Below are 23,985 nucleotides of genomic sequence, written 5' to 3' on the forward strand. Positions count from 1 at the left end.
GTACGCGAGGCTGAAGAAGCTAGGTTGAAAAATTAGAATCAAGACCACAAAACAAAACCACTAAGAACTCAAACGAGCTCATTCTAAGGAGAAGAATTTCATGGCTCCGGTAACCGTCACCGCCAACACCTTTAAGTCCGATGTCCTCGAATCCGATAAGCCGGTGCTTGTTGATTTCTGGGCAGAGTGGTGTGGCCCGTGTAAGAAGATTGCTCCCGTTTTGGACGAGGTTGCGACCGAGCTCGATGGCAAGGCCGTCATCGCCAAGGTCAACGTCGATGAGGAGCGTGCACTGGCTGGCATGTTCCAGATTATGTCCATCCCAAGCCTGCTCCTATTCAAGGACGGCAAGAAGGTCGAAGAGATTCGCGGAGTCCGCCCGAAGGGCGAAATCACGTCGCTCATCGAAAAGCACCTTTAAAAGAACTTGGGGTTGCTCCTTATCCGATACGAGGTTACGACTGCCCACCCGTCACTTCGCCACTGCCACCTTCGTTGGACACACCCCATTATGATGTGACTGAAGTTGTGGTTGTGATTTAGAGTTAGTCCTGGGGTTCTGCCGTCGGGCTAGCCGACGCGCCCTCGTAACAATCAATTCGCGCCTGCGACCTGGTAATCTTGCTGGAAATGGCGGTTTACGTCTTCCTTAATACCGTGAAGGAACCAGGTTGCCGCCAACTTGAGAGGTATTGCTGACCATATCCTCTGAGAGTGCGCGGGATTTCTTAACTGAAGTTTCGTTTAGCTCACTGGCCAGTAATACTGATTAAGTGTTGTGAGGACCCACAACGGCCTAAACATAATTGTGGAGTTCGGAAGGGAGTTTTCGTGCCAGAGTTTCTGAAGGTGGGCGATAGGTCACCTCGTGTAGCCGAGGTACGTTCTACCCTGGCTCGTCTTGGGCTTCTGCCCAATTGGGAGGGCTCAGCCGCGGAGGAGAACTCGCCTCAGTGGTCTGGTGACGATGACCTCTTTGATGAGGACATGCGCAACGCTCTTCTGGCGTTCCAACAGTCCCGCGGTGTCTATGCCGACGGGATTATCCGCGACAGCACCCTGCGCCTACTGCGAGAAGCCTCGTACACTCTGGGCACCCGCGTACTGTCCTACGATCCACTGTCACAAATGACCGGTGAGGACGTAGGCGTTCTCCAAGCTACCTTGCAGGAACTCGGCTTCCACGATGCCCGAGTAGACGGCCACTTTGGCCCGAAGACCGATGCCTCTGTACGTGAATACCAGCTCAATTACGGGCTGGAGCCCGACGGTATCTGTGGTCCCGTTACTCTCCGGGCGCTCAGCTACTTGGGCAGGAGGGTTACTGGTGGCTCTGTAAACGCCTTCCACGAGAAGGAAATACTGCGCACGATGGGGCCGAAGCTCTCTGGAAAGCGCATTGTCATTGATCCAGGTCTTGGGGCAGGGGAGCCCGGCATTGTGGTCGACGGCCCTTACGGTCAGATTTCTGAAGAAGAGATTCTTTGGGATTTGGCCTCTCGCATTGAGGGTCGCCTTGTCGCGGCAGGTGCAGAGACTATTCTGTCTCGTCCTCGTACCGACAATCCGTCCATCGAGGATCGCGCTGAGATGGCCAACGCATTTGGCGCTGACGTCTTCATCTCCCTGCAGGCTGACCACTATCACAACAACCGCGCCAGCGGTATTGCGACCTTTTACTTTGGCTCGATGAAGGGCTCCAACTCCATTCTGGGCGAACAGCTCTCTGGCCTTATCCAGCGAGAGATTGTTGCCCGTACGAGCCTGGTAGACTGCCGCTCGCACGCCCGTACCTGGGATCTCCTCCGTCTGACCAGGATGCCCACGGTGGAAGTCGCCGTTGGTTACCTGACCAACGAGGATGACGTCGCAATTCTTTCTTCCCCAGATCAGCGGGACGTAATTGCCGAATCTATCGTTGTCGCTGTAAAGCGTCTGTACCTGGGCGATGAAGAGCAGCAGCCAATGACCGGCGCTTACAGCTTTGCGCAGCTGATTGAAGAGGAAAAAGCCTAAACACGGCTGACCAATGAAACCCAGCGCTAAAGACTGAACAGCTTTGAGCGCATAAAGGGTTCTTTCGCACTTAGATCCAACGCATGGCCGATTTCTTCGTCCCAGTCCAATTCCGCATCCAACTCGATACGGAGTTTCGGATGAATCGGATGTGGAGTCACCACCCGAAACCCGGAGTCAAGAAGGGTTCGCGTACGAATCAAATCACCGGCGTTATGGTTAATCGCCGCCAACGAATCTGAAATACACGGCTTTGGATTCAGCTTTTCTTCGAGTTGCGCTTCGAAATCAGCGATTAGATTCTCCGTACCGTCGTCAGGCGTTGGCGACGACGGCGTGGATGCCGACATAGAATCCGCCGTGCCACTGCAACCAAACGCTTCTACCGCTGAAATCCCGCGCAGCGCGAGCTTGTGCAGAGCGGTCACAATGAGCACGCGGAGCATGTCATCGTCAACCTCTAAAGCGTTGTAATGCAGACTCGTCAGCGCAATCGCATCCGGCGATATTGGTCCGGAAGGCATGGAAAATGTCGTCGGGCAGAAGCGTGGCGGAGCAAAGAGCAGCGTGCCGACGGTCTCAAGTTTCCCATCGATAAGTGATGCCGGTGGCTTTCGTCGTAGTGAATATCCGCACGGTCCCCAGGAAAGGTAGACGGTATTGAGCCATGCTTCCTTCTCCAAGCGCACCTGGGCGGCTAAATCAGGGCTTAAATCGCCATTTAAGAGGCTTTCACTAGCTCCGCCTGGCCGAGTAGGGGGTTGGCCGTCCGAATGCTTTAAATCACCGTTGAGCGCTTCATCCTCTTCTGGCGTGCTGGGGTCCAAATTAGGTTCGCGCGGCTCAGTCGAGAACTGGGGTAGGGCAGTTGCTGTACGGATATGCTCCATGCCCTGTTCCCAAAACAGGCTTAACATCGTCTCTGGATAGATTCCTTCGATGTCGGCCAGCGAAATTTTCTCGATGAATACTTCAGTCACAGTAACCGGGTTTACTCTTCGTCGAGATGCATCAGTGACATGATGCGATCAAAGTCCTCGAGGTTGCCGAATTCGATAACGATTTTGCCCTTACGCTTGCCCATCTGGGCAGTCACCTTCGTATCAAAAGAATTGGACAGGCGGTCAGCCCAATTGTGAAGGACCTCCGGCTGCGGAGTGGGCTCGCGGTGCTGCTTTTTCGGTCGCTCGCCGGCATTGAGTAATGTCACTGCTTCTTCGGTCGCACGGACGGATAGTCCTTCAGCAACAATTCGCTCGGCGAGGCGCTGCTGTTCTTCCTTACCTGCCTTAACTCCAAGCAAGGCACGTGCGTGACCAGCCGACAGAACACCGACCGCTACTCGTCGCTGTACCTCCACCGGCAACTGCAAGAGTCGAATCATGTTGGTAATAACGGGCCGCGAGCGACCGATTCGATCCGCCAGCTCTGCCTGAGTTACACCAAACTCTTCGAGTAGCTGCTGGTACGCAGCGGCCTCTTCGAGTGGGTTCAGCTGAACGCGATGGATGTTCTCTAGTAGGGCATCGCGAAGCATGTCCTGGTTTGGAGTATCGCGAACGATGGCGGGAATCGTGTCGACCCCAGCTCGCTGAGAAGCACGCCAGCGCCGTTCACCCATGATGATTTCAAACTCGGGTTGCGGCGCGTTCGGATCTTCCTTGCGCGCTGCCTCGAGTGCGGCCGCACGACTATCCTCAGAGATTGGTCGTACGATAATCGGCTGCAATAGACCGAACTCACGAATAGAGTGAGCGAGCTCATTTAGGGGCTCCTCATCGAAGACCTCTCGTGGCTGCTTCGGGTTCGGCGTGATCAGCTTCAAGTTGATTTCGCGATAGGTCGCGCCAAACTCGTTTGCGGCCGAAGTGTCAACATCGGTCGGCTTGGCGCCGCTATGGTCCGCTACTCCCGATGTCGTCGAGGGCGATGTTTCACGTGAAACATCGCTACACTTACCAATAGTCTTATTGTCACTGTGACGTTTCTGCGCCTCATTGGTATGAGGTTTGCTCTGGCCGGATTTTGCAGATTTTCCGGCGTTTTTCCCTTCAGTCAACGAGGTGCCGGATCCCGTCGCGGCTGCCCCCAGTACGTCGGCAACTCCGCTACTTCCAGGCTGCTTCGTCCCCTGGGTACGGCGGGGACCGAAGATAATATCCGCGGCACTCTCACCTACCGAGGGGTTAGCCGCCGGAGCAGTTGGGATCAGCGCGGCGATACCGCGACCGAGCCCTCCCTTGCGGTTCTCCTTTTTTTGATTCGACATCGGTAACTACTCCTAGTGGCTTTAATTTGTCTCAGTGGAATTGGACGGGGTAGGGGAGGAAGCTGGTTTTTGCCCAATCGCACTTCCACCCGAAACTGCTGAATAGTCGCCACGCGTTGCCAATTCCTTCGCGGCGTCAAGATAAGCAACTGCGCCCCGAGACCCTGGATCGTAGGAAATTACGGTCTGCGAATATCCCGGCGCCTCCGATACCTTCACAGATCGAGGGATGAGATTACGTAGCACAACCTCACCGAAGTAGTTACGAACCTCATTGGCAACTTCTTCCGAAAGCTTGGTGCGGCCATCGAACATAGTGAGCAGCACAGCAGAAATATGTAGCTCCGGATTGAGATGCTGACGAATCATCTGCACGTTATTCATCAGCTGAGTCACACCCTCCAAGGCGTAAAACTCACACTGAATCGGGATCAAAACCTCGTTGGCGGCAGTCATCGAATTCAGAGTCAACAGACCGAGCGAAGGAGGGCAGTCAATAATGAGAAAGTCAAAGCCGTTGTCAATCAGGTACTGATCTGACACTGCATCGAGAAGTCGGCGCTCACGGTTCAGGAGCGAGACCAGCTCAATCTCGGAGCCCGCCAAGTCCAATGTCGCTGGCACACAAAAGAGATTCTCAGATTCAGGGGAACGCTGGATGACATCGTCAATCTGTAGTTCGCCAATTAGAAGCTCATACGTCGACGGGGTCCCGGAAACATGCTCAATCCCCAGGGCCGTAGAAGCATTTCCCTGCGGGTCATTATCGATGACTAGCACCTTGAGACCATGCCGCGCGAGCGCCGACGCGATGTTGACTGCCGAAGTGGTCTTGCCCACGCCACCCTTCTGGTTGGCGATAGTAATACGGCGCGGGCGTTCGGGGCGTGGAAGCGATAAACGGTTCGGGGCCTTAACTTGCGCTGCCCGTTGAGCTGCCGCAGCGATGGGTGTGTCTTGCCAGGACTTCCGGCTCATTAACTATTCCCCTTACAAGCACAGCAATCACCAATCATGGCCACTGGAGTGCGAATAAAAACTTAGTAACTATCTGCAAAAGCGTAATCATCAAGCCCCAACAAGCGTTAGACGCCGACGATTGTGGAAATGTTTCACGTGAAACATCCACCTTGGCCGGTAGGACTTTGCCATACCGCGATACTTATCCCACTCTAGCCCGACGGCACTACGCGCCTCAATGTCGAAACCAAAACACAAGCGAACCGGCAGTGGAGTAGGGGAGGGGGACTTACAACCTACTTCTTCTGAATAATCACGGCGTACGTCGAAGTTCCCAACACGGAACCGCCAACCTCTACAACGCGGGGATTAGTTCCCTTCGCCTTGGCAATAAGCTTTGCGTCCCGATCAATCTCCTCTTGCGCAGTTCCACCCTTCAGTGCAACCATCGCGCCTCCGGATTTAACTAAAGGAAGCGACCAGCCCGCCAATTTCCCAAGAGGGGCAACAGCGCGAGAAGTGACGACATCTACTTGGCCAACCTCAGCGCGAACCACTTTCTCCTCAGCGCGGCCGCGAACCACGGTCACATTGTCCAGCTCGAGATCTTCCACAACCTCGTTCAAGAAAGTCGTACGGCGCAGCAATGGTTCCACAAGAACCACCTTCAAATCTGGTCGTGCAAGAGCAAGCGGAATCCCGGGCAAGCCTGCCCCCGAACCAATGTCCGCAACTAGAAGCCCTTTGCCTATCGCTTCTCCAACTACCGCAGAATTGATAATGTGCCGATCCCACAGCTTTGGAGTTTCACGTGGCCCAATCAAACCTCGGACTGTAGCCTCCTCAGCCAACCATGAATGGTAGCGGTATGCTCGATCGGCATTCCCTCCAAACACGGTATCTATCACCGAACGCAGATCCGGATCGACCAAACCTGCGGAGGCTTCTTGATTATCGACGTCTTTCGCGGAGTTACTCAACAGTTCCACTAACCTTTCCAATGGGGCAGCTGTGCCGTCACCCGTCGAGCTTTTCATTACCCCTAGTGTACGACAGTGCAACAGCCATGTTTCACGTGAAACATTGACCGGAGTTGGATGCCAAACTCCAGGCCCCACAGAAAATTACATGCCTGTAATAACAGCGACGTTGTCTGCGCGATAGAGTACCAAGGCAAGCAAAAACGCCCCGCATCAACTGCGGGGCGTTTCGATTAATTAACTTATGTAGACGAAGGGCGATTCCACTTCAGCTATTTCTTTTTCCGCTTCCGGTTCTTCCGATTTGCGGGTTTCTGTCCTGGCGCTGGCTTCGAGACTGGGCCCTGCTGTCCCTTCCCCGAATTACCATCCGGAAGATGGCTAGAAGCCTTGTTCGCTGCAGAGGCCTGACCGGACTGCGCCTGCTGCGCATTCTGCGCTGCCTGACGCTTGCCACCCTTCTTCGGATTGATTGGCTTCTGGCCAACCTTCGGAGCGAGCTTCTCCTGTGCCTCGCGCTTGGCAGCCTTCTTAGCTGCGACAGCTTCCTTCTCTTCCTCATCCAGCTTGCCGAAGATGTAGCGCTGCTGGAAGTAGGTCCAGACGTTGTTAGTCACCATGTAGACAAGAAGGCCGATGTGCCAGAAAGCACCGGTAACAAGAATCATGATTGGGAAGAACCAAAGCATCATCTTGTTCATCATGTCCATCTGCTGACCCATAACGCCTTCCTGGCGCTTCACCAGACCGGCTTCCTGGCGGGCACGCGTGCGGTCAACAGACATGCGAGCGTTGAAGTGCGTTGCAAGTGCCGCGATAACAATCAGCGGAATGGCAACGATCATGATGTCCATGCGGGTGAAGTCCGCAGGCGTACCAGGCACAGTAAAGGCTGCGTATTGATCCTCACCCATACCAACCGAACTGGACAGTGGAGCATTGAGCACACGAGCCAGCAGGAAGGACCGCACCTCATCTACACCGAAGACGTAGTTAGGCGTATTCCAGTTCTGCTCCACCGACATGCCGAGCGCATTGCCCGTCGTACCCGTTCGGTTGAACGAACGCAGCACGTGGAAAAGGCCAATGAACACAGGCATCTGAACCAGAATCGGCAGACAGCCGCCGAGCGGGTTGACACCCATTTCCTTCTGTAGCTGGCGCATAGCAAGAGCCTGAGCCTGCTGATCGTTCTTGTACTTCTCCTTGATGGCCTGCATCTCAGGAGCGAGCTGCTGCATCTTGATGGCAGAACGCTGCTGGTTCAGCATCGGCTTAAACAGGAGGATACGGATGGTGACCACAAGCAAAATAATGGCCAGCACCCAGGAGATACCCGAGGAGGGATCGAATAGGAAACCTGAGGCCTTATGCCAGAACCACAGGATGGCCGAAATCGGCACATACACGAAATTGAGCACGGTCTAAGATCACTCCGTTCTTTAGGGGACAGCGCACTCGCGCCTTCGTCTACAAAGCCCCGTCAAAGGCTAAGCATTACTAGAGGTTACCTGTGCATTCGCCTCAACCACGAACCCAGGCCGGGGAATGTGGCAGGAACTGGATCCCAGCCACCCGGATGCCAGGGTGCGCAACGGAAGATGCGCAAGAAAGTCAGCCACAGGCCACGAATAGCTCCGAAACGGCGCACAGCCTCAAGACCATATGCGGAGCACGTCGGTTCAAAACGACATGTGCTCGTGGGCTTCAGATTAGAGATACGACGGCGGTAGAAGAGAATCGCCCTCTCAGCCACACGTGCGCCGGGGGTCTGAGCGAGGGGGCCGTCGTCAAGCGAATTAGCGCCGACGTTCGTATGTGGCGAGTGCCGATTGCACATCGTGGGACAGCTCCTGGCTGGTGGCTGTGGCAGATGCAGGCAGCGCGCGAACGACAATGTCCATGGTGGACGGAAGATTCTGCGCGGCCGCGGCCATAACATGGCGGAGCCTGCGGGATACAGCGTGACGAGTCACGGCGTTGCCCACAGCTTTAGATACGACAAGACCGACACGCGGACCACCAAACCTGGCAATCTGCGTATCGGTCTTATCTTCACCGCCAGAAGCGGCGGTGTCACGAATATGCAAGACCAAGGTCTTGCGTCCGATTCGGCGTCCACGTCGTACGGTGACCGTGAAGTCACGCGAAGAACGCAGCTTATTGCTCTGAGGGAGCACCGAAATCGGTGTCCTCTTACTTAAGCGGACAGGCGGGCACGGCCCTTGCTGCGGCGTGCTGCCACAACGGCGCGACCGGAACGGGTACGCATACGGGTACGGAAGCCGTGCACGCGTGCACGACGGCGGTTATTCGGCTGGAACGTCCGCTTCGACACGGTTGACACTCCTTGAAACTCAAACGACCACGAGTCCACGCTGAACACACCGCAGTAAACTCCTCGCTTCGAGTGCGAGGCAGCGATGCGTCTGACGCATTCCCGTGATGCACGGAAAAATTACTTACCGACAGATTGAAAGCTACATGCGTTCTGTCGGGTCCAAGCACAAGCTCGGACTCATATCTCAATGGATATGAAACACCCAGATAGGTTACGTCGAATCGAGCGAGAAATTCAAATCAACACGCCGGATTTACCTGGAGAATCATTTTCCAAGTTTTCCGACGGTACCGATGTTGACCTGTGGAAATACTAACCTATGCACTGCAATCCACAGGGCGTTTATCCCATCAGCTGTGGATAACTTCCACACCATGAATCACAGCGAGCAGGGGAAATAACGTGTTTACCTAGGTAAACGCAGACTAGGGGGCTATTTTTCATTGTGGGCAAACTGTGGATAAACTGTTAGTCAATTAGCGACAAGGTTTATCCACAGGTGTGGACAAACATGTGGAAGTCCTGCTCGGGGCGTATAGCACCTTGTGTAGAAACACCCCACAGGGCGAATTACAAGAAATAGCCCCCAAATGGGCAGATATGGCGCTCTCGCCATGCCAAAAACACTCCACAAAAACAGGTCGCCTCGATAAATTTGATGAACGTAAACATGTAAAAGGACATTCACACAGTGAGCGAACAACCAGAATTGCCAGGTGGACTCTGGGAGCAGGTCGTTTCTATCCTGACTTCACCAGAAGGTGCGCCGGAGTTGGGCATTGCACCACTACGCCCGCCACACAAGGCACTGCTGCGGTCAGTGACGCACACTGGTGACTTTCCAGGTTTTTTCCTGCTCAGCACTCAATCGCCAGTGGTGCAGGCACTGGTAAAAGAAGAGCTCAAGGGCATTATCGAGGCCGTCTTAGCCTCGCTGACCGGCGAGGAGTTGGAAACGGTCATCACCGTTGCCGATCCTGCTGACGACGCTGAAGATAGCCAGGCAGCAGAGACCACTCAACCATCTGCACAGCACTCGGGGCAGATGCCATCTGCAGCTTCGCGTCCGCAGCAGGCTCAGCGTCAACAGCCAAACCAGCAGCACCAACAGCAATCTGGCCGCAACTACCCGTTCCCCAGTGCAGATGCGAATGACTTCAATCGCCACGAGCAGCACCAGGGATCGACGCAGACGCCACAGGTGCCGCAGACACACCAGCAGAATGTCCATAATCAGCAGAGTGCCCAGTCACAGCACCGATCGATGGACGCAGTGGATTCAATGGCGCAGGGGCTTTCGCACTCATCTGCCGAGAATCCGATGACTATTGCTGATCAGCGCCAGGTCACAAGTCCTTTCCGCTCCGAGAGCCACGGCACTCCAACCGAGATGAGCATGCCTTTCGAGGAGCCCACCCTCAACCCGAACTACACCTTCGAAACCTTTGTTATTGGTCCGCAGAATAAGTTCGCCGCCGCAGCCGCCGTCGCTGTTGCAGAGTCTCCGGGGCGCACCTACAACCCGCTGTTTATCTCCGGCGGTTCGGGTCTTGGCAAGACGCACCTGCTCCACGGCATTGGTCACTACGCCAAGCATTTGTACCCTAACCTGCGGGTTCGTTACGTTTCTTCGGAAGAGTTCACCAACGACTTCATTAATTCCGTGCGTGACGACGCCCAGGAATCCTTCAAGCGTCGCTACCGCGATTTGGACATGCTCATCATCGATGACATCCAGTTCTTGGAGGGCAAGGAAGGTACACAGGAAGAGTTCTTCCATACGTTCAATGCCCTGCACCAGTCCAATCACCAAATTGTGCTGTCGTCGGACCGCCCACCACGCGAGCTTAAGACCCTGGAGGATCGCCTTCGTACCCGCTTCCAGTGGGGGCTCAATCCGGATCTGCAATACCCGGACTTGGAGACGCGAATCGCAATTCTGTCGAAGAAGGCACAGCTGTCTGATTTGGTCGTTCCGCATGATGTACTCCAGTACATCGCGGAGAACACCTCGTCTTCTATTCGTGAGCTCGAGGGGCGTCTACTGCAGATTAGCGCTCACGCATCCATGATTCATGAGCCTGTGACCTTGAAGTTTGCGCAGGAGATCCTCGGTGCCGACGAAATCGAGGTGCAGATTACCCCGGAGATCATCATCTCCACCACCGCTGAGTACTTCGACCTAACGGTTGCGGATTTGGTGGGCCCGGGTAAGACTCGCCCGGTCGCTCATGCTCGCCAGATCGCGATGTACTTGACAAGGTCCTTCACTGAGCTTTCGTTGCCGTCGATTGGCCGGGAGTTCGGAAATCGTGACCATTCGACGGTTTTGCACGCTGAACGCAAGATTGTTAAGGAAATTCAGGAGAAGAAGCCCTCAAAGGACCAGGTCAACGACCTGACTACACGCATTCGAGACCGAGCTCGCGGCACGGCTTAAAAACCTTGGGCTCGGCGTGCGGAATTCTTGTTATTAACTGCGGTTTTTCCGTGCACAGAGCTGTGGACAACTCGTAAATTTTGTGGATGAAAGATGAAGCCCGAACACTATCCACAGACACCCCAAGTTATCCACAGTTAGACGCACTGGTTATCCACAGCGCGAAATCAGTGAAGACCAGCGGGAATCATGTAATTTCACAATGTGCACACCCCCTATTACTACTCCCGACTTTAAAAATCTCTAGAAACTTCTAGATAAAAGGGGGCCAGCGCACAACCTCTGGCAAGCAACCTCTCGCGCACAACTTCATAAATGCCAAGAACGAGCAAGAACTAGGATTAAGCACTAGACGGACTACAAGAATGCCAGTGAGGTCTTTGGCAGTCTGCAGTAGAGTTGTACGATGGAATCTTTGTAACTCCAGTCATGTGCGCTGACATAGCGTGCTGACAACACAAAAGACGGCTAATAACAGACATCCAATACCGGTGGAGGAACGATGGAGCAGACCGAAGTCCGTATTCGCGCGGCTAAGGACGATCTCGCGGGTGCGGTGAGCTGGGTTGCTCGTAACCTGCCTGCACGCCCGACTCAGCCGATTCTGCGTGGCATGATTTTTCTCGCGGATGACAATGGTCTGCAGCTCGCTGGCTATGACTACGAGGTCTCGACTCAGATTCGTATTAGCGCAGAGGTCGATGAGCCCGGTCGCTTCGCCGTCAATGGCAAGTTGGTTTCTGACATTGTCTCTAAGCTGCCGAATAAGCAGGTAGAGATGCACTTTGATGGCACGAAGGTCATCGTTCGCTGTGGTTCTTCCCGCTTCGAGCTACCAAGCCTGACCTTGGAGGATTACCCTCAGCTACCAGAAGCTCCGGCTGCTACCGGCACTGTCGATGCCGCTCTGTTGGCTGAGGCTATTGGTCAGGTCGCTATCGCTGCCGGCAAGGATGAGTCGCTGCCGATGCTGACCGGCATCCGGATGGAAACCGAAGGTAACGAGGTCACTCTCGCTGCCACCGACCGTTTCCGCCTGGCGGTTCGCAGTTTCGAGTGGGAGCAGATCCCGGAGGGGGAGACCAAGCTGCTCATCCCGGCAAAGACCTTCGCGGAGACTGCCCGCACTCTCGATACCACTTCCAGCGAGCCAGTGACCTTGGCATTCGGCGACGGATCTGATGATCGTGAGGTCGGCTCCGAAGGTCTGCTGGCTATCCTCGCCGATCCTCGTCGCACTACCACGCGACTGCTGGACGCCGAGTTCCCGAAATTCCGTCCGCTGCTGCCGAAGCAGCATTCCTCCATGGCTGTTGCTCGTGTTGACCAGCTGCAGGATGCCATCCGTCGTGTGTCTCTGATGGCGGATCACGGTGCGCAGATTCGCATGGACTTCTCCGACGGCCAGGTTGTCCTTTCCGCTCATGGCGACGAGGTCGGTCACGCAGAAGAGACTGTGGCCTGCAACTTCTATGGGGAACCACTTCTGATCGCCTTCAACCCGCAGTACCTGCTCGAGGGGCTCAGCGCTGTTCGCTCCCACCGCGTTCTGCTGGGCTTTACGCAGCCGTCGCGTCCCGCGATTCTCATTCCAGAGCCGGAAGCTATCCCGGAGCTCGGTGAGGACGGCTTCTACCCAACGCCGGAGACCGACTTCACTTACCTGCTGATGCCTGTGCGCCTGCCGGGCTAGTTTGCGGCTATGCACATTCGGTATTTGTCCTTGCGGGACTTCCGCTCCTGGCCGGAGTTGGAAGTCGAGTTCACGCCTGGAATTACCGTATTTACCGGGCAAAATGGCTACGGCAAGACCAATATTGTTGAGGCCGTTGGATATCTCTCCACGCTCGGCTCGCATCGAGTGTCTACGGATGCTCCGCTGGTTCGTTCGGGGACCCCGTCGGCACGCATTTCGGCGACGGCAGTCAATGATGGCCGCGAGCTGACGGCGCATCTGCTCATCAATCCGCATCGCGCGAATCAAGCGCAGATTAATCGCACGCGGCTGAAGTCTCCGCGGGAGCTGCTGGGGATCGTCAAGTCGGTCTTTTTCTCGCCCGAGGATCTCACGCTGGTCAAGGGCGAGCCCGCTTCCCGTCGCCGATACATCGATGATTTGCTCGCTTTACGACGGCCACTGTCCGCCGGTATCCGCATTCAATATGACAAGATTTTGCGTCAGAAGAATGCGCTGCTGAAGTCGGCGGGCTCGACGCTGCGCCGTGGCTATTCTTCCTCGGAGGGGCAGGCCGCACTGAGCACGCTGGATACCTGGGATGCGCAATTGGCGCAGGTGGGAGCGGCGTTAATGGCTGCGCGCATGGATTTGATCGCCGAGCTTTCCGAGCATGTCAGCGAGGCCTATGCCACGCTTGCCCCGCACTCGCGCCCAGCCACGATTGCCTATGCGCCGAAGGTCGACAGCCTGGATGGCGGGCCATTGCCCAGCGAACCGGAGCTGCTCGAGGCACTGCTGCTGACGAAGATGGCGGAGCGCCGCACCGCGGAGATTGAGCGCGGTTCCTGTCTCGTTGGTCCGCATCGCGATGATCTCGACCTCATTCTCGGCAATGACCCCGCCAAGGGCTTTGCTAGCCACGGCGAAACCTGGTCTTTTGCACTCGCGCTGCGTCTCGGCGCGTACTTTTTGCTCCGGGCCGATGGACCCGACCCGATTTTGGTGCTTGACGACGTGTTTGCGGAGCTCGACCGGCATCGTCGGGAAGCTCTCATGGAAATCGCGCAGCAGGCTGAGCAGGTGTTGATCACCTCGGCGGTGGGGGAGGAGTTGCCTCAGGCACTGGTCGAGGATTCTTCTGTCACTCATCACACGGTGACGGTGGCGCAGACTGAGCAGGGGAGAATCTCACTGCTGGATGAAAACCCAGTCGCGGAAGAGTGACGGGTATGGTCGAGAACATGGAGCCGGATAACTCACCGGAAGAAGAAAAGGACCTGATCAGCGACGCTTTCTTCCGCATGCGCGATGCCGCTAAGGAGGGCGGTCACAAGTTACCGAATCTCCAGCGGCCACCGAAGAAGAAGGGCTCGTGGTCTGGCCTCGATAGCCGTGTGCCTGTGAAGGCCGCGGAGGGGATTGTTGCGGACGTCGATAAGCAGCGGGCAGCGCAAGCAGTGGTACGAGATCGTGCCGGTACGGTGATTTCGCCGAGCTTATTGAAGGAGGCGGGGATTCGGCTGTACCGGAAATATGACCGTCGACCTGCGCCGATTGGTGCGGTGCTGAATAAGGCAGTAGTTGATCGCGGCTGGCAGATCCATATTGCCCACGGTGTGATCATGACGGAGTGGGATTCGATGGTCGGCAAGGTTGTCGCGGAACACTCCCAGGTCAAGGAGTTCAAGGACGGCACTTTGGTGGTCGAGTGCCAATCGACAGCATGGGCAACACAGCTGCGGCTAGCACAGCGACAGGTTTTGAAGTCGATTGCGGAACGCGTCGGGGATGGAGTGGTTGAGGAAATTAAGGTGCTTGGGCCAAAAGCGCCGAATTGGCGCAAGGGCAAATTGCACATCGAGGGCCGAGGACCGCGTGATACTTACGGGTAAAGGTCGGTAAACGGTCTACGAATACCCGTCGGTATGCGTAAAACTGCGAAATTTGGTCCTTTGAGCGCATCGGCTATATCCACAGTAGGGGACTACGTTGGGGTAAGATGGGCAGGAGAAAACCGGCAGGCGGTTCTTGAGACGTTATCGACTTCCAAACTAGCCAGACCTATCTAGTAGTCCTATGTAGTTCTGGCTGGCGCTGATAGCGCTTGACCGCCGGCCTATTTTTCGCGCGCTGACGAATGTTGCGCGGGGAGAGAACCAAGAATAGGAGACGCGCCGAACCGTGGCTGCTACCGAACATCAATATGACGCCTCATCGATTACCATCCTCGAGGGCCTCGAGGCCGTGCGTAAGCGGCCGGGTATGTACATTGGCTCAACTGGTGAGCGTGGCTTGCACCACCTGGTGTGGGAGGTTGTAGACAACTCCGTCGACGAGGCGATGGCGGGTTACGCCACCGATGTTGAGGTCACTCTGCTGGAAGACGGCGGCGTTCAGGTCCGCGATAACGGCCGTGGTATTCCTGTCGAAATGCACCCGTCGGGTATGCCGACGGTGCAGGTGGTTATGACTCAGCTGCACGCCGGCGGCAAGTTTGACTCCGAGTCCTACGCTGTTTCCGGTGGTCTGCACGGTGTGGGTATTTCGGTGGTTAACGCGCTGTCGACGCGTATGGAAACCGAGGTCATCCGCGATGGCTACACCTGGTACCAGAACTTCGACCAGGCTGTTCCGGAAGAAATTATCCGAGGTAAGAAGACGCGCGGCTCGGGTACCACGCAGCGTTTCTGGCCGGACCCGGAGATTTTTGAGACCACCGATTTCAAGTTCGACACCATTTCTCGCCGCCTGCGCGAGATGGCGTTTTTGAACAAGGGCCTGACCATCACGTTGGTGGACAAGCGTGTCTCCGAGGAGGAGCTCGAGGCCGAGGCTCTGGCGGAGCAGGCGGAGACCGAATCCGCTGAGATCGCCAAGGATGCGGTTGAGGAGCAGAAGGAGAAGGCAGAGAAGACCACCAAGCCGAAGGAGCGCCGCAAGGTCTTCCACTACCCGAATGGTCTGCGGGACTATGTCGAGACTCTGAACAAGTCGAAGAACATCATCCACCCGACCATCATTTCCTTCGATGCTGCAGGTGACGGCCATGAGGTCGAGATCGCCATGCAGTGGAACTCGGGTTACTCCGAGTCGGTGCACACCTTCGCCAATACCATTAACACCATTGAGGGTGGCACGCACGAAGAGGGCTTCCGTTCTGCGTTGACATCGCTGATGAACCGCTATGCGCGTGAGCACCGCCTGTTGAAGGAGAAGGAAAACAACCTCTCCGGCGAGGACTGCCGTGAAGGTCTCGCTGCCGTGATTTCGGTGAAGGTCGCCGATCCGCAGTTCGAGGGCCAGACGAAGACGAAGCTGGGTAACACCGAGGTGCGTTCCTTCGTCCAGCGCATGACTAATGAGCACATCGGTCACTGGCTAGAGGCCAATCCGGCCGAGGCCAAGGCCATTGTTAACAAGGCCATTGCTTCGGCACATGCCCGTCAGGCGGCTCGTAAGGCTCGTGACCTGGTGCGTCGTAAGTCCGCGACCGATCTTGGCGGTCTTCCGGGTAAGTTGGCGGACTGCCGTTCGAAGGATCCGAAGCAGTCCGAGCTGTTCATCGTGGAGGGTGACTCCGCAGGTGGTTCTGCAAAGGCAGGCCGAAACTCGCTGTTCCAGGCCATTTTGCCGCTACGCGGTAAGATCTTGAACGTCGAGAAGGCGCGCCTGGATAAGACGCTGAAGAATAACGAGGTCCAGGCCATTATTACGGCGCTGGGCACCGGTATTCACGACGAGTTCGACATCGAGAAGCTGCGCTACCACAAGATCGTGCTGATGGCCGACGCCGATGTCGATGGTCAGCACATTGCCACGCTGCTACTGACGCTGCTGTTCCGCCTGATGCGTCCGCTGATTGATGAAGGGCACGTCTACCTCGCCCAGCCGCCGCTGTACAAGCTCAAGTGGGCCAAGGGTGAGCCGGGCTACGCCTACTCAGATGCTGAGCGCGATCAGCTGCTGGAAGAGGGGCTGGCTGCCAACCGCAAGATCAACAAGGACGATGGTGTTCAGCGTTACAAGGGTCTCGGTGAGATGAACGCCGCTGAGCTGTGGGATACCACCATGGATCCGGATCACCGCGTGCTGCGTAAGGTCGCCCTCGAGGACGCGCAGAAGGCGGACGAACTGTTCACCATTCTGATGGGCGATGACGTCGCTTCACGACGTTCGTTCATCACCCGTAATGCGAAGGACGTTCGCTTCCTCGACGTCTAAGCCGATACCAAGTCTGGTTATCGGCTTGTCGGTTCCCCTGACAAAACCTCCGTTCAGCCATTAATGTTTATGAAATGGAAGATACTCGGGGAAGCATGGTCAACGGGGAACCGCCAGTCGAGCCACGTATTGTGCAGGAGACATTGCCAGATGGCTCCGTGACCCCGATGGCGCTTCGGTTTCCCGAAGGTTCGCCTCGGGGCATTGTCGTTATTTGGCCGGGCTTTGGCATGGGTGCTCGCTACTACCGGCCGATTGCCCAAGAGTTACAGCGTCGAGGTTTTTGCGTCCTGACCTCGGAGTTGCGCGGCCAGGGTAACCAAACTGCGGTGGCCACCCGCCGTCACAATTGGGGCTACCAGGATCTCGCGTCGGTGGATTATCCCTTGGCGGTGGCTTGTGCTCGGAAGGAATTCGACCATCTGGCAGCAGGGGAGAAGCTTCCCGTTTATTTGCTGTGTCATTCCATGGGCGGCCAGATTGCTTCTCTGTATTTGGCCCGACCGGAAGCGGATGTGGCCGGCGTGGTGATGGTCGGATCCGGCACCCCGCACTATAGGTGTTTTACTGGCAACGAGTACAAGCGGCTTCGTTACGGTGCACCATTTATGCAGGTGGTATCCCAGATTTTGGGTTATTGGCCGGCAGGCAGGTTCGATGTGGCTGGTTACGGTCGGCAGGCTCGCAATCATGTGGTGGAGTGGGCGCGCTTCTCGCGCACGGGCTTTCTGCGACCACGGGGTGCAGACATCGACTATGCCGCTGAGATGCCGAAAGTAACTACCCCAGCGTTATTGCTGAACTGTGGCGGTGACCGTGATTGCCCAGCGGAATCTGCGCAAGCGCTAGCTCGGATGTTGCCTAAGTCTGCGAAGTACGAGTTCATTGAGCAGCGCCTTGGCCATAATCGGTGGGCGCGTGAGCCACAGGCTGTGGTTGACCGTTTCGAGCGATTTATCGAGGAGAATTAAGCGGCAGTTCGCCGGCTGGTAATCTGCGCTTCTTAACGTAGATGCCTATGGCAACTTCACCTAAAAATATATCTGAATTTTCCCGTCGGCACTTCCTGCAGACCGCCGCTGGAGTCGGTGCTGTCACCGCTGCGAGCACGCTGCTGCCGCCATCGTTGCTCCATGCACTCGCGCAGCCCCGACCGGCTGGCTCCCTCGACCAGGTTGAGCACGTTGTCGTGTTGATGCAGGAAAACCGCTCTTTTGATCACTACTTCGGCACGCTCCGAGGTGTGCGGGGGTACAACGACAATTCCGCTTTGCCGGGCGTTTTCAACCAGAGTGGGGTCAGTCCATACCTGATTCGCAACGCCGCTAATCGCGGTGATCTCTCGGTGGAGTACATTGCAAGTTTGCCGCACGGTTGGGAAGACGGGCAGGTTGCACTAAATGGCGGCCGCTGTAACGGCTGGATCGAGGCCAAGGGTAAGGGCACGATGGCCTGTTATGACCGCCAGGACATCGCGTTCCAATTCGCTCTCGCAGAGACGTTCACTATCTGCGATGGTTACTTTTCCTCGATGCCTACGTCGACAAGCCCGAACCGCAACTACCTGTTTTCAGGTGATACCCGAAGGGAACCGTGGGGGACTGGAGCGGTTGGCAATGCGGCGTACGAGCCGACGCACCCGGGGTACAGGTGGCGCACGTATGCCGAGGATCTCTCGGCGGCTGGGGTGCCATGGCGCGTTTACCAGGAGTGGGATAACTACACGGACAACAACCTGGATTTCTTCGCCGCGTTTCGAAATATTGGCCGCAAGGTCATTCGTGAGGCCGGGCTGCCTGGGCTCGACATGACGGGTTTCCACGAGAAGCTGCTGGAACTGGGCGATGGGATGCCGCCAACTGCAGAGCAGCAGGAGATGGTCGACCGCCTGAATGCCGCTGTGGAGAAGCTGCCTGAGGCGGAACGGGATCTCTATGATCGCGCGCTGGACCGCCGCCAGCCGGGCACGCTAACCGACGCTTTCCGACGGGATGTTGAATCCGGGCAGCTGCCAAAGGTGTCCTGGATTGTGCCTTCGTCTGCGGAAAGCGAGCACCCGGGAGCGTCCTCGCCGATTCAGTCGGCGAATATCACTTACCGCCTGTTGGATGCGTTGGCCTCCAACCCGGAGGTGTGGGCCAAGACCGTCTTCCTGATTAACTTTGACGAGTTTGATGGTTACTTCGACCATGTGGTGCCGCCGTTGCCGCCGAAGAATGAGCCGGGGGAGTGGTACCTGGGCAAGCCGAAGGGGCTCGGTTTCCGCGTCCCGATGACTGTCATTTCACCGTGGTCGGTGGGTGGTTTGGTGTCCTCAGAGGTCTTCGATCACACTTCGGTGATCCGTTTCCTGGAGCAAGTCACCGGCGTGAGCTGCGGAAATATCACTGATTGGCGTCGTCGGGTATGTGGTGATTTGGTATCCACACTGGACTTCTCGGCGTCTACGGGAATGCAGCTTCCAGAGCAGCCGGGACCAGCGCCGGAGTTTGTGAAGCGCTGGGAGGCGGAGCCGGCCGGTGACTATCCTGTGCAGGAGTCCGAGCAGGCGACCGCGCTGCCGACACCGTACCGGCTGCACGCCTACCTCAAAGACGGCAATCTTGTACTGGTCAATGACGGTTCCCGTGAGGCTGTTTTTGCTGTTTACAGTGGCAATAGGGTGGAGCATCACACGGTGCTCGGTACGTTAGAGCTGCGAATTGGACTCCTGGAGCGCGAACTTACCGTGTGCGGCCCGGACCGCTTCCTGCGTGTATTCAGCAAGACGGCGAAGGCGTTGCCGGAAGTCACTTTGGAGCACGCGGCGGGACGTGTTCTGGTTGGCGGGCAAGACCGGACGGCTGATTATGTCCGTGATGGCTGGTACGAGGTCGAGCTGACTGAAGGTGAGGCCACGGCGTATTACACGGGCCGGCTGGAGTCCGGCAATCGCATTCCGACGAGCCCGTTTACCCGAAAGGGTGACTAGGCCCTGTCCCCGGCTAAGTGCCACCTTTGACTAGCTCCCACGTCTCTGCGAATGACAGCTCTTCGCCGTTGGTGGTGAGGAGTATGTGTGCAAGTAGTGCGCCCAGTGCGGTGTTGCCAAAACTTAGTGGTTTCACGTGAAACGTTGCGTAAGCGACCGCCTGCGCTGCCGCAGAAATCGCGGGAAAGCTACGGTGACCAGCAATGACTCCTGAGCTGGCGGCGACAATAGCGCTGATTGTCCACGGCCTCGCAAGTGTAGCGTCGGCCAATTCCGGCACTGTGGCCACCAGTTCATCGGTAGCCGCCAGGATAGCGGCCTCGCTGAGAGGCTGAATCTGGGGCGCGCTCATTCTTGTACTCCGCGGGGCCTTGGGGAGCTCAACTTTCGCAGCAGCGCCATGTCGGTATCAATTACGCTTGCCGTAATTTCCCGGGCCTGACCTTGTTGAAGGGCTCTCGTGGCGGCGGATTCGATGGCGCGAATGACGGCCTCGTGTTTAGACACGCCCTCCATGTGCGCCAGCAGAGCCAAGGCGGTGTCCTGTTCTTTCGTGAGCCTCAAGGTCATCGCCATCGCATTTGCTCCCTGCTATCTAACTGCGCTTCTTAACTGCGCTAGTTTGTTTCTCGCTATCAGGCCTAAAACCCAGATTTGATACCACAATGGTATCGAAAAGTTGCACACGGCGTCGTAAAGCGGGCTCTAAAGCCCTGTAGAATGGATGCGAACCTCTTTTAAGTAAAGGAAGCAGTCATTGAGCGACGATAACAACAACGACGGCTCATCTTTCGGAAGTGGAGTATTGGGCCACCAGGTTCGCCCGATCGACATCAATGAAGAGATGCAGTCGAGCTATATCGACTACGCCATGAGCGTGATTGTTGGCCGTGCGCTGCCGGAGATCCGTGATGGTCTCAAGCCGGTGCACCGCCGCATTCTCTACGCCATGTTCGACAACGGCTACCGCCCGGAGCGCGGCTATGTGAAGTCCGCAAAGCCGGTTTCGGACACGATGGGTAACTACCACCCGCACGGCGACATCGCTATTTACGGCACCATGGTGCGCATGGCGCAGCCGTGGTCCATGCGCTATCCGCTTGTCGACGGTCAGGGTAACTTCGGCTCCCGCGGTGACGACGGCCCCGCAGCTATGCGTTACACCGAGGCCCGTCTGACGCCGTTGGCCATGGAAATGGTGCGCGACATTCGCGAAAACACCGTCGATTTCCAGCCGAACTACGACGGTCGTACGACAGAGCCGGTTATTCTGCCGTCGCGTGTCCCGCAGCTGTTGATGAACGGCTCTGGCGGTATTGCCGTCGGTATGGCCACCAATATCCCACCGCACAACCTGCGTGAGGTCGCGGATGCCATCAACTGGTGCCTGGACAACCCGGAAGCGGATGAAAAGACCACGCTGGATGCGGTCATGGAGCGCATCAAGGGCCCGGATTTCCCAACTGCCGCCCAAATTGTCGGCGACAAGGGCATCAAGGAGGCCTACACCACCGGCCGTGGTTCGATTCGCATGCGCGGTGTGACCTCGATTGAGCAGGAGGGCACCCGTCAGTCGATTGTCATCACTGAGCTGCCGTACCAGGTCAACCCGGACCGCATGATTGCCAACATCGCGGATCAGGTCAAGGATGGTCGTCTGCAGGGCATTGCCTCGATTGATGATGAATCCGACCTGAAGTGGGGCATGCGTATCGTCGTCAAGCTCAAGCGCGACGCCGTACCGCGTGTGGTGCTGAACAACCTGTACAAGCACTCCCAGCTGCAGACCAGATTCGGTGCGAACATGCTCGCCATCGTCGACGGTGTGCCGCGTACGCTGCGCATTGACCAGATGGTGACGCTGTATGTCGCCCACCAGATTGAGGTCATCGTTCGACGGACCCAGTTCCGCCTGGACGAGAAGGAAAAGCGCGCCCATATCCTGCGTGGCCTGGTCAAGGCCCTGGATATGTTGGACGAGGTCATCGCCCTGATTCGCCGGTCTGCCACGGTTGATACCGCGCGCACGGGCCTGATGGGTCTGCTCGAAATCGACGAGATTCAGGCTGACGCCATTTTGGCGATGCAGCTGCGTCGTCTGGCTGCTCTGGAGCGCCAGAAGATCATTGACGAGTTGGCTGAGATCGAGCTCGAGATCGCCGACCTGAAGGACATCCTGGCCAAGCCGGAGCGTCAGCGCGCCATCGTTAAGGAAGAGCTGGGCGAGGTAGTGGAGAAGTACGGCGATGACCGTCGTACCCAGATTGTGGCCGCTGAGGGCGACGTCACCGAAGAGGACCTCATCGCCCGCGAAAACGTGGTTGTGACCATTACTTCCACGGGCTACGCCAAGCGCACCAAGGTCGATGCCTACAAGGCCCAGCGCCGTGGTGGCAAGGGCGTGCGCGGTGCGGACCTGAAGCAGGACGACATTGTCCGCCACTTCTTCGTCTGCTCCACGCACGACTGGATTCTGTTCTTCACCAACAAGGGTCGCGTCTACCGTCTCAAGGCTTACGAACTGCCGGAGGCCACTCGTGCCGCCCGCGGCCAGCATGTCGCCAATCTGCTGGAGTTCCAGCCGGAGGAGCGCATCGCCGAGGTGCTGCAGATTCAGAGCTACCAGGACAGCCCGTACCTGGTGCTGGCCACCAGCGAGGGCAAGGTCAAGAAGTCTCGCCTGGAGGACTACGAGTCCGCTCGTTCCGCTGGCCTGATTGCCATCAACCTGCGCGAAGGCGACTCCCTCATCGGTGCCCGTCTGTGCTCTGCTGACGATGACCTGCTGCTCGTCTCCGAGCGCGGCCAGGCTATCCGCTTCACCGCCTCCGACGACGCGCTGCGCCCGATGGGCCGCGCCACTGCCGGTGTCCAGGGCATGCGCTTCAAGGGCGACGACAAGCTGCTCAGCATGGTCGTGGTCGAGGAAGAGCACAACCTGCTGGTCGCAACGACCGGCGGCTTCGGCAAGAAGACCAAGCTCAGCGAGTACACCCCGCAGAACCGCGGCGGTATGGGCGTGCTGACGCTCAAGTACGACCCGAAGCGTGGTCCGCTGATGGGCGCCCTGGTGGTCGACAACGACGACGAAATCTTCGCTGTCACCTCCGCCGGCGACATCATCCGCACCAACGTCAACGAGATTCGCGCCACCTCGCGTGCCACCAAGGGCGTGCGCCTGGTCAACCTCGCTGACGGTGTGGAACTGCTGGCTATCGACCGCAACGTCGAAGATGAGGGCGAGGAGACCGCTTCTAAGGTCTCTGAGGCCGGAACGCTGGACGTAGTCCCGAAGCGCACCGGCGCCACCAAGAGCACCGGTGCTGCCGAGTCCGGTGACTCGGAGGCGGAGAAGGAGTAAGCGCATGGCCGAAACTAACTTGGTAGTCGACAAGGTGAGCCCCTGGTCCGCCATGCGCATTACGGCGGCCACTGGTTTCATTTGCTTCCTCGTCTGGCTTGCCGCGGTTGGCCTGCTCTACCTCTTGCTCTCCGGGATGGGATTGCTCGCTCCGATTAGTGAAATGGTCGGCGGGGAGGATTCCATCAGCGCGGGTCTCGTCCTTGGCCTGGCGGCCGCTGTAGGAGCGCTGTGGTGGGTGCTGTCGATTGGGCTCATGGCTCTCGGCGCGGTCATCTACAACGCTTGCGGCGGTCTCGTCGGAGGTCTCAAAATTTCGCTTGCCGACGACGACTAGGCTGCCTAGCCTCCCGCTGGCCCCGGTGTCACCCCCGTTCGGTGGCTCCGGGGTCGCGTTGGTTCAGAGGTGTTTTCAGTGATCTGGTTATGGAGTAGCCGTAATGACTACTTAATGACTACTTTTTAACTCAATATTTAGGCCTCTGACCAGGCGATTTGTGAAGTGTCATGGTTACGGGTTAAGTTATATCTCGTTCCACGGGGCCTATAGCTCAGGCGGTTAGAGCACTTCGCTGATAACGAAGGGGTCGGAGGTTCAAGTCCTCCTAGGCCCACTGCCGAACAAGGTATAATTGCTCGGTGTACGGGGCTTTAGCTCAATTGGTAGAGCACCTGCTTTGCAAGCAGGAGGTCAGGGGTTCGATTCCCCTAAGCTCCACAAGGAACAAAATCCCCCGGTCGTAAGGCC

21 protein-coding genes and 2 tRNA genes are annotated in these 23,985 nt (G+C 57.1%); 13 read left to right on the top strand and 10 right to left on the bottom strand.

Going from position 1 to position 23,985, the window contains the following annotated elements; genetic code table 11:
• Positions 1-100 precede the first annotated feature (100 nt).
• Both trxA and HMPREF2878_RS00525 read left to right on the top strand, forming a co-directional pair.
• Positions 101-421: a thioredoxin gene (gene trxA, locus HMPREF2878_RS00520; protein WP_016421730.1), complete on the top strand. Its 321-nt coding sequence runs from the start codon at positions 101-103 to the stop codon at positions 419-421.
• A 410-nt stretch (positions 422-831) separates the two neighbouring features.
• Positions 832-2,016: an N-acetylmuramoyl-L-alanine amidase gene (locus HMPREF2878_RS00525; protein ID WP_048733139.1), complete on the top strand. Its 1,185-nt coding sequence runs from the start codon at positions 832-834 to the stop codon at positions 2,014-2,016.
• Between the two features lie 26 nt (positions 2,017-2,042).
• On the opposite strand, the gene HMPREF2878_RS00530 is transcribed toward HMPREF2878_RS00525, so the two are convergent.
• The 8 genes from HMPREF2878_RS00530 to rpmH all read right to left on the bottom strand — a co-directional run bounded on the left by HMPREF2878_RS00530 (position 2,043) and on the right by rpmH (position 8,563).
• Complete coding sequence (locus HMPREF2878_RS00530; protein ID WP_049170104.1) at positions 2,043-2,996, bottom strand: hypothetical protein; 954 nt, start codon at positions 2,994-2,996, stop codon at positions 2,043-2,045.
• A gap of 11 nt (positions 2,997-3,007) precedes the next feature.
• Positions 3,008-4,285, bottom strand: coding sequence for a ParB/RepB/Spo0J family partition protein (locus tag HMPREF2878_RS00535; protein ID WP_049170106.1), 1,278 nt, complete (start codon positions 4,283-4,285; stop codon positions 3,008-3,010).
• A gap of 21 nt (positions 4,286-4,306) precedes the next feature.
• Entirely contained in the window at positions 4,307-5,263 is a 957-nt protein-coding gene (locus HMPREF2878_RS00540; protein ID WP_048733133.1) for a ParA family protein, read from the bottom strand.
• Positions 5,264-5,541: 278 nt separating this feature from the next.
• Positions 5,542-6,177, bottom strand: a complete 636-nt coding sequence (gene rsmG, locus HMPREF2878_RS00545) for a 16S rRNA (guanine(527)-N(7))-methyltransferase RsmG (RefSeq protein ID WP_224783766.1) — start codon at positions 6,175-6,177, stop codon at positions 5,542-5,544.
• Between the two features lie 320 nt (positions 6,178-6,497).
• A complete protein-coding gene (gene yidC / locus HMPREF2878_RS00550) occupies positions 6,498-7,646 on the bottom strand; it encodes a membrane protein insertase YidC (protein ID WP_048731382.1) in 1,149 nt (382 codons plus the stop codon).
• A gap of 86 nt (positions 7,647-7,732) precedes the next feature.
• Complete coding sequence (yidD, locus tag HMPREF2878_RS10935; RefSeq protein ID WP_080969543.1) at positions 7,733-8,065, bottom strand: membrane protein insertion efficiency factor YidD; 333 nt, start codon at positions 8,063-8,065, stop codon at positions 7,733-7,735.
• On the bottom strand, positions 8,025-8,405 hold the full coding sequence (rnpA, locus tag HMPREF2878_RS00555) for a ribonuclease P protein component (protein ID WP_049170110.1): 381 nt from the start codon (positions 8,403-8,405) through the stop codon (positions 8,025-8,027). Before rnpA ends, yidD begins: the two co-directional genes overlap by 41 nt.
• Before the next feature lie 20 nt (positions 8,406-8,425).
• On the bottom strand, positions 8,426-8,563 hold the full coding sequence (gene rpmH, locus HMPREF2878_RS00560; RefSeq protein ID WP_005511646.1) for a 50S ribosomal protein L34: 138 nt from the start codon (positions 8,561-8,563) through the stop codon (positions 8,426-8,428).
• A 694-nt stretch (positions 8,564-9,257) separates the two neighbouring features.
• Between rpmH and dnaA the strand changes: the two genes are divergently transcribed.
• The 7 genes from dnaA (at position 9,258) to HMPREF2878_RS00595 (ending at position 19,876) form a co-directional block, all read left to right on the top strand.
• Positions 9,258-11,006, top strand: a complete 1,749-nt coding sequence (gene dnaA / locus HMPREF2878_RS00565; RefSeq protein ID WP_049170112.1) for a chromosomal replication initiator protein DnaA — start codon at positions 9,258-9,260, stop codon at positions 11,004-11,006.
• Between the two features lie 502 nt (positions 11,007-11,508).
• Positions 11,509-12,699: a DNA polymerase III subunit beta gene (dnaN, locus tag HMPREF2878_RS00570; protein WP_048731377.1), complete on the top strand. Its 1,191-nt coding sequence runs from the start codon at positions 11,509-11,511 to the stop codon at positions 12,697-12,699.
• Positions 12,700-12,708: 9 nt separating this feature from the next.
• On the top strand, positions 12,709-13,908 hold the full coding sequence (gene recF / locus HMPREF2878_RS00575; protein ID WP_049170115.1) for a DNA replication/repair protein RecF: 1,200 nt from the start codon (positions 12,709-12,711) through the stop codon (positions 13,906-13,908).
• 5 nt (positions 13,909-13,913) lie between these two features.
• A complete protein-coding gene (locus HMPREF2878_RS00580) occupies positions 13,914-14,576 on the top strand; it encodes a DciA family protein (protein WP_049170117.1) in 663 nt (220 codons plus the stop codon).
• A gap of 289 nt (positions 14,577-14,865) precedes the next feature.
• The gene (gene gyrB, locus HMPREF2878_RS00585) at positions 14,866-16,905 is read left to right on the top strand and encodes a DNA topoisomerase (ATP-hydrolyzing) subunit B (RefSeq protein ID WP_016421743.1); all 2,040 of its coding nucleotides are present in this window, start codon (positions 14,866-14,868) and stop codon (positions 16,903-16,905) included.
• Positions 16,906-16,979: 74 nt separating this feature from the next.
• The gene (locus tag HMPREF2878_RS00590; protein WP_370449400.1) at positions 16,980-17,876 is read left to right on the top strand and encodes an alpha/beta fold hydrolase; all 897 of its coding nucleotides are present in this window, start codon (positions 16,980-16,982) and stop codon (positions 17,874-17,876) included.
• Positions 17,877-17,923: 47 nt separating this feature from the next.
• Positions 17,924-19,876 (top strand): alkaline phosphatase family protein, encoded by a 1,953-nt coding sequence (locus tag HMPREF2878_RS00595; RefSeq protein ID WP_070604838.1) that lies wholly within the window; start codon positions 17,924-17,926, stop codon positions 19,874-19,876.
• Between the two features lie 13 nt (positions 19,877-19,889).
• On the opposite strand, the gene HMPREF2878_RS00600 is transcribed toward HMPREF2878_RS00595, so the two are convergent.
• Positions 19,890-20,228 carry a hypothetical protein gene (locus HMPREF2878_RS00600; protein ID WP_070595880.1) on the bottom strand — a complete coding sequence of 113 codons (339 nt, stop codon included), beginning with the start codon at positions 20,226-20,228 and terminating at the stop codon, positions 19,890-19,892.
• Entirely contained in the window at positions 20,225-20,452 is a 228-nt protein-coding gene (locus HMPREF2878_RS00605) for a hypothetical protein (RefSeq protein ID WP_049170125.1), read from the bottom strand. Before HMPREF2878_RS00605 ends, HMPREF2878_RS00600 begins: the two co-directional genes overlap by 4 nt.
• Positions 20,453-20,720: 268 nt before the next feature.
• Between HMPREF2878_RS00605 and gyrA the strand changes: the two genes are divergently transcribed.
• The 4 genes from gyrA (at position 20,721) to HMPREF2878_RS00625 (ending at position 23,955) form a co-directional block, all read left to right on the top strand.
• Positions 20,721-23,237 carry a DNA gyrase subunit A gene (gene gyrA / locus HMPREF2878_RS00610; protein ID WP_246819622.1) on the top strand — a complete coding sequence of 839 codons (2,517 nt, stop codon included), beginning with the start codon at positions 20,721-20,723 and terminating at the stop codon, positions 23,235-23,237.
• Positions 23,238-23,241: 4 nt separating this feature from the next.
• A complete protein-coding gene (locus tag HMPREF2878_RS00615; protein WP_016421749.1) occupies positions 23,242-23,574 on the top strand; it encodes a DUF3566 domain-containing protein in 333 nt (110 codons plus the stop codon).
• A gap of 203 nt (positions 23,575-23,777) precedes the next feature.
• Positions 23,778-23,851: transfer RNA gene (locus tag HMPREF2878_RS00620), tRNA-Ile, on the top strand.
• A gap of 31 nt (positions 23,852-23,882) precedes the next feature.
• Positions 23,883-23,955, top strand: a tRNA-Ala gene (locus HMPREF2878_RS00625).
• Positions 23,956-23,985 lie beyond the last annotated feature (30 nt).

Source organism: Corynebacterium sp. HMSC065H09, from assembly GCF_001812845.1.
GTDB lineage: Bacteria > Actinomycetota > Actinomycetes > Mycobacteriales > Mycobacteriaceae > Corynebacterium > Corynebacterium jeikeium_D.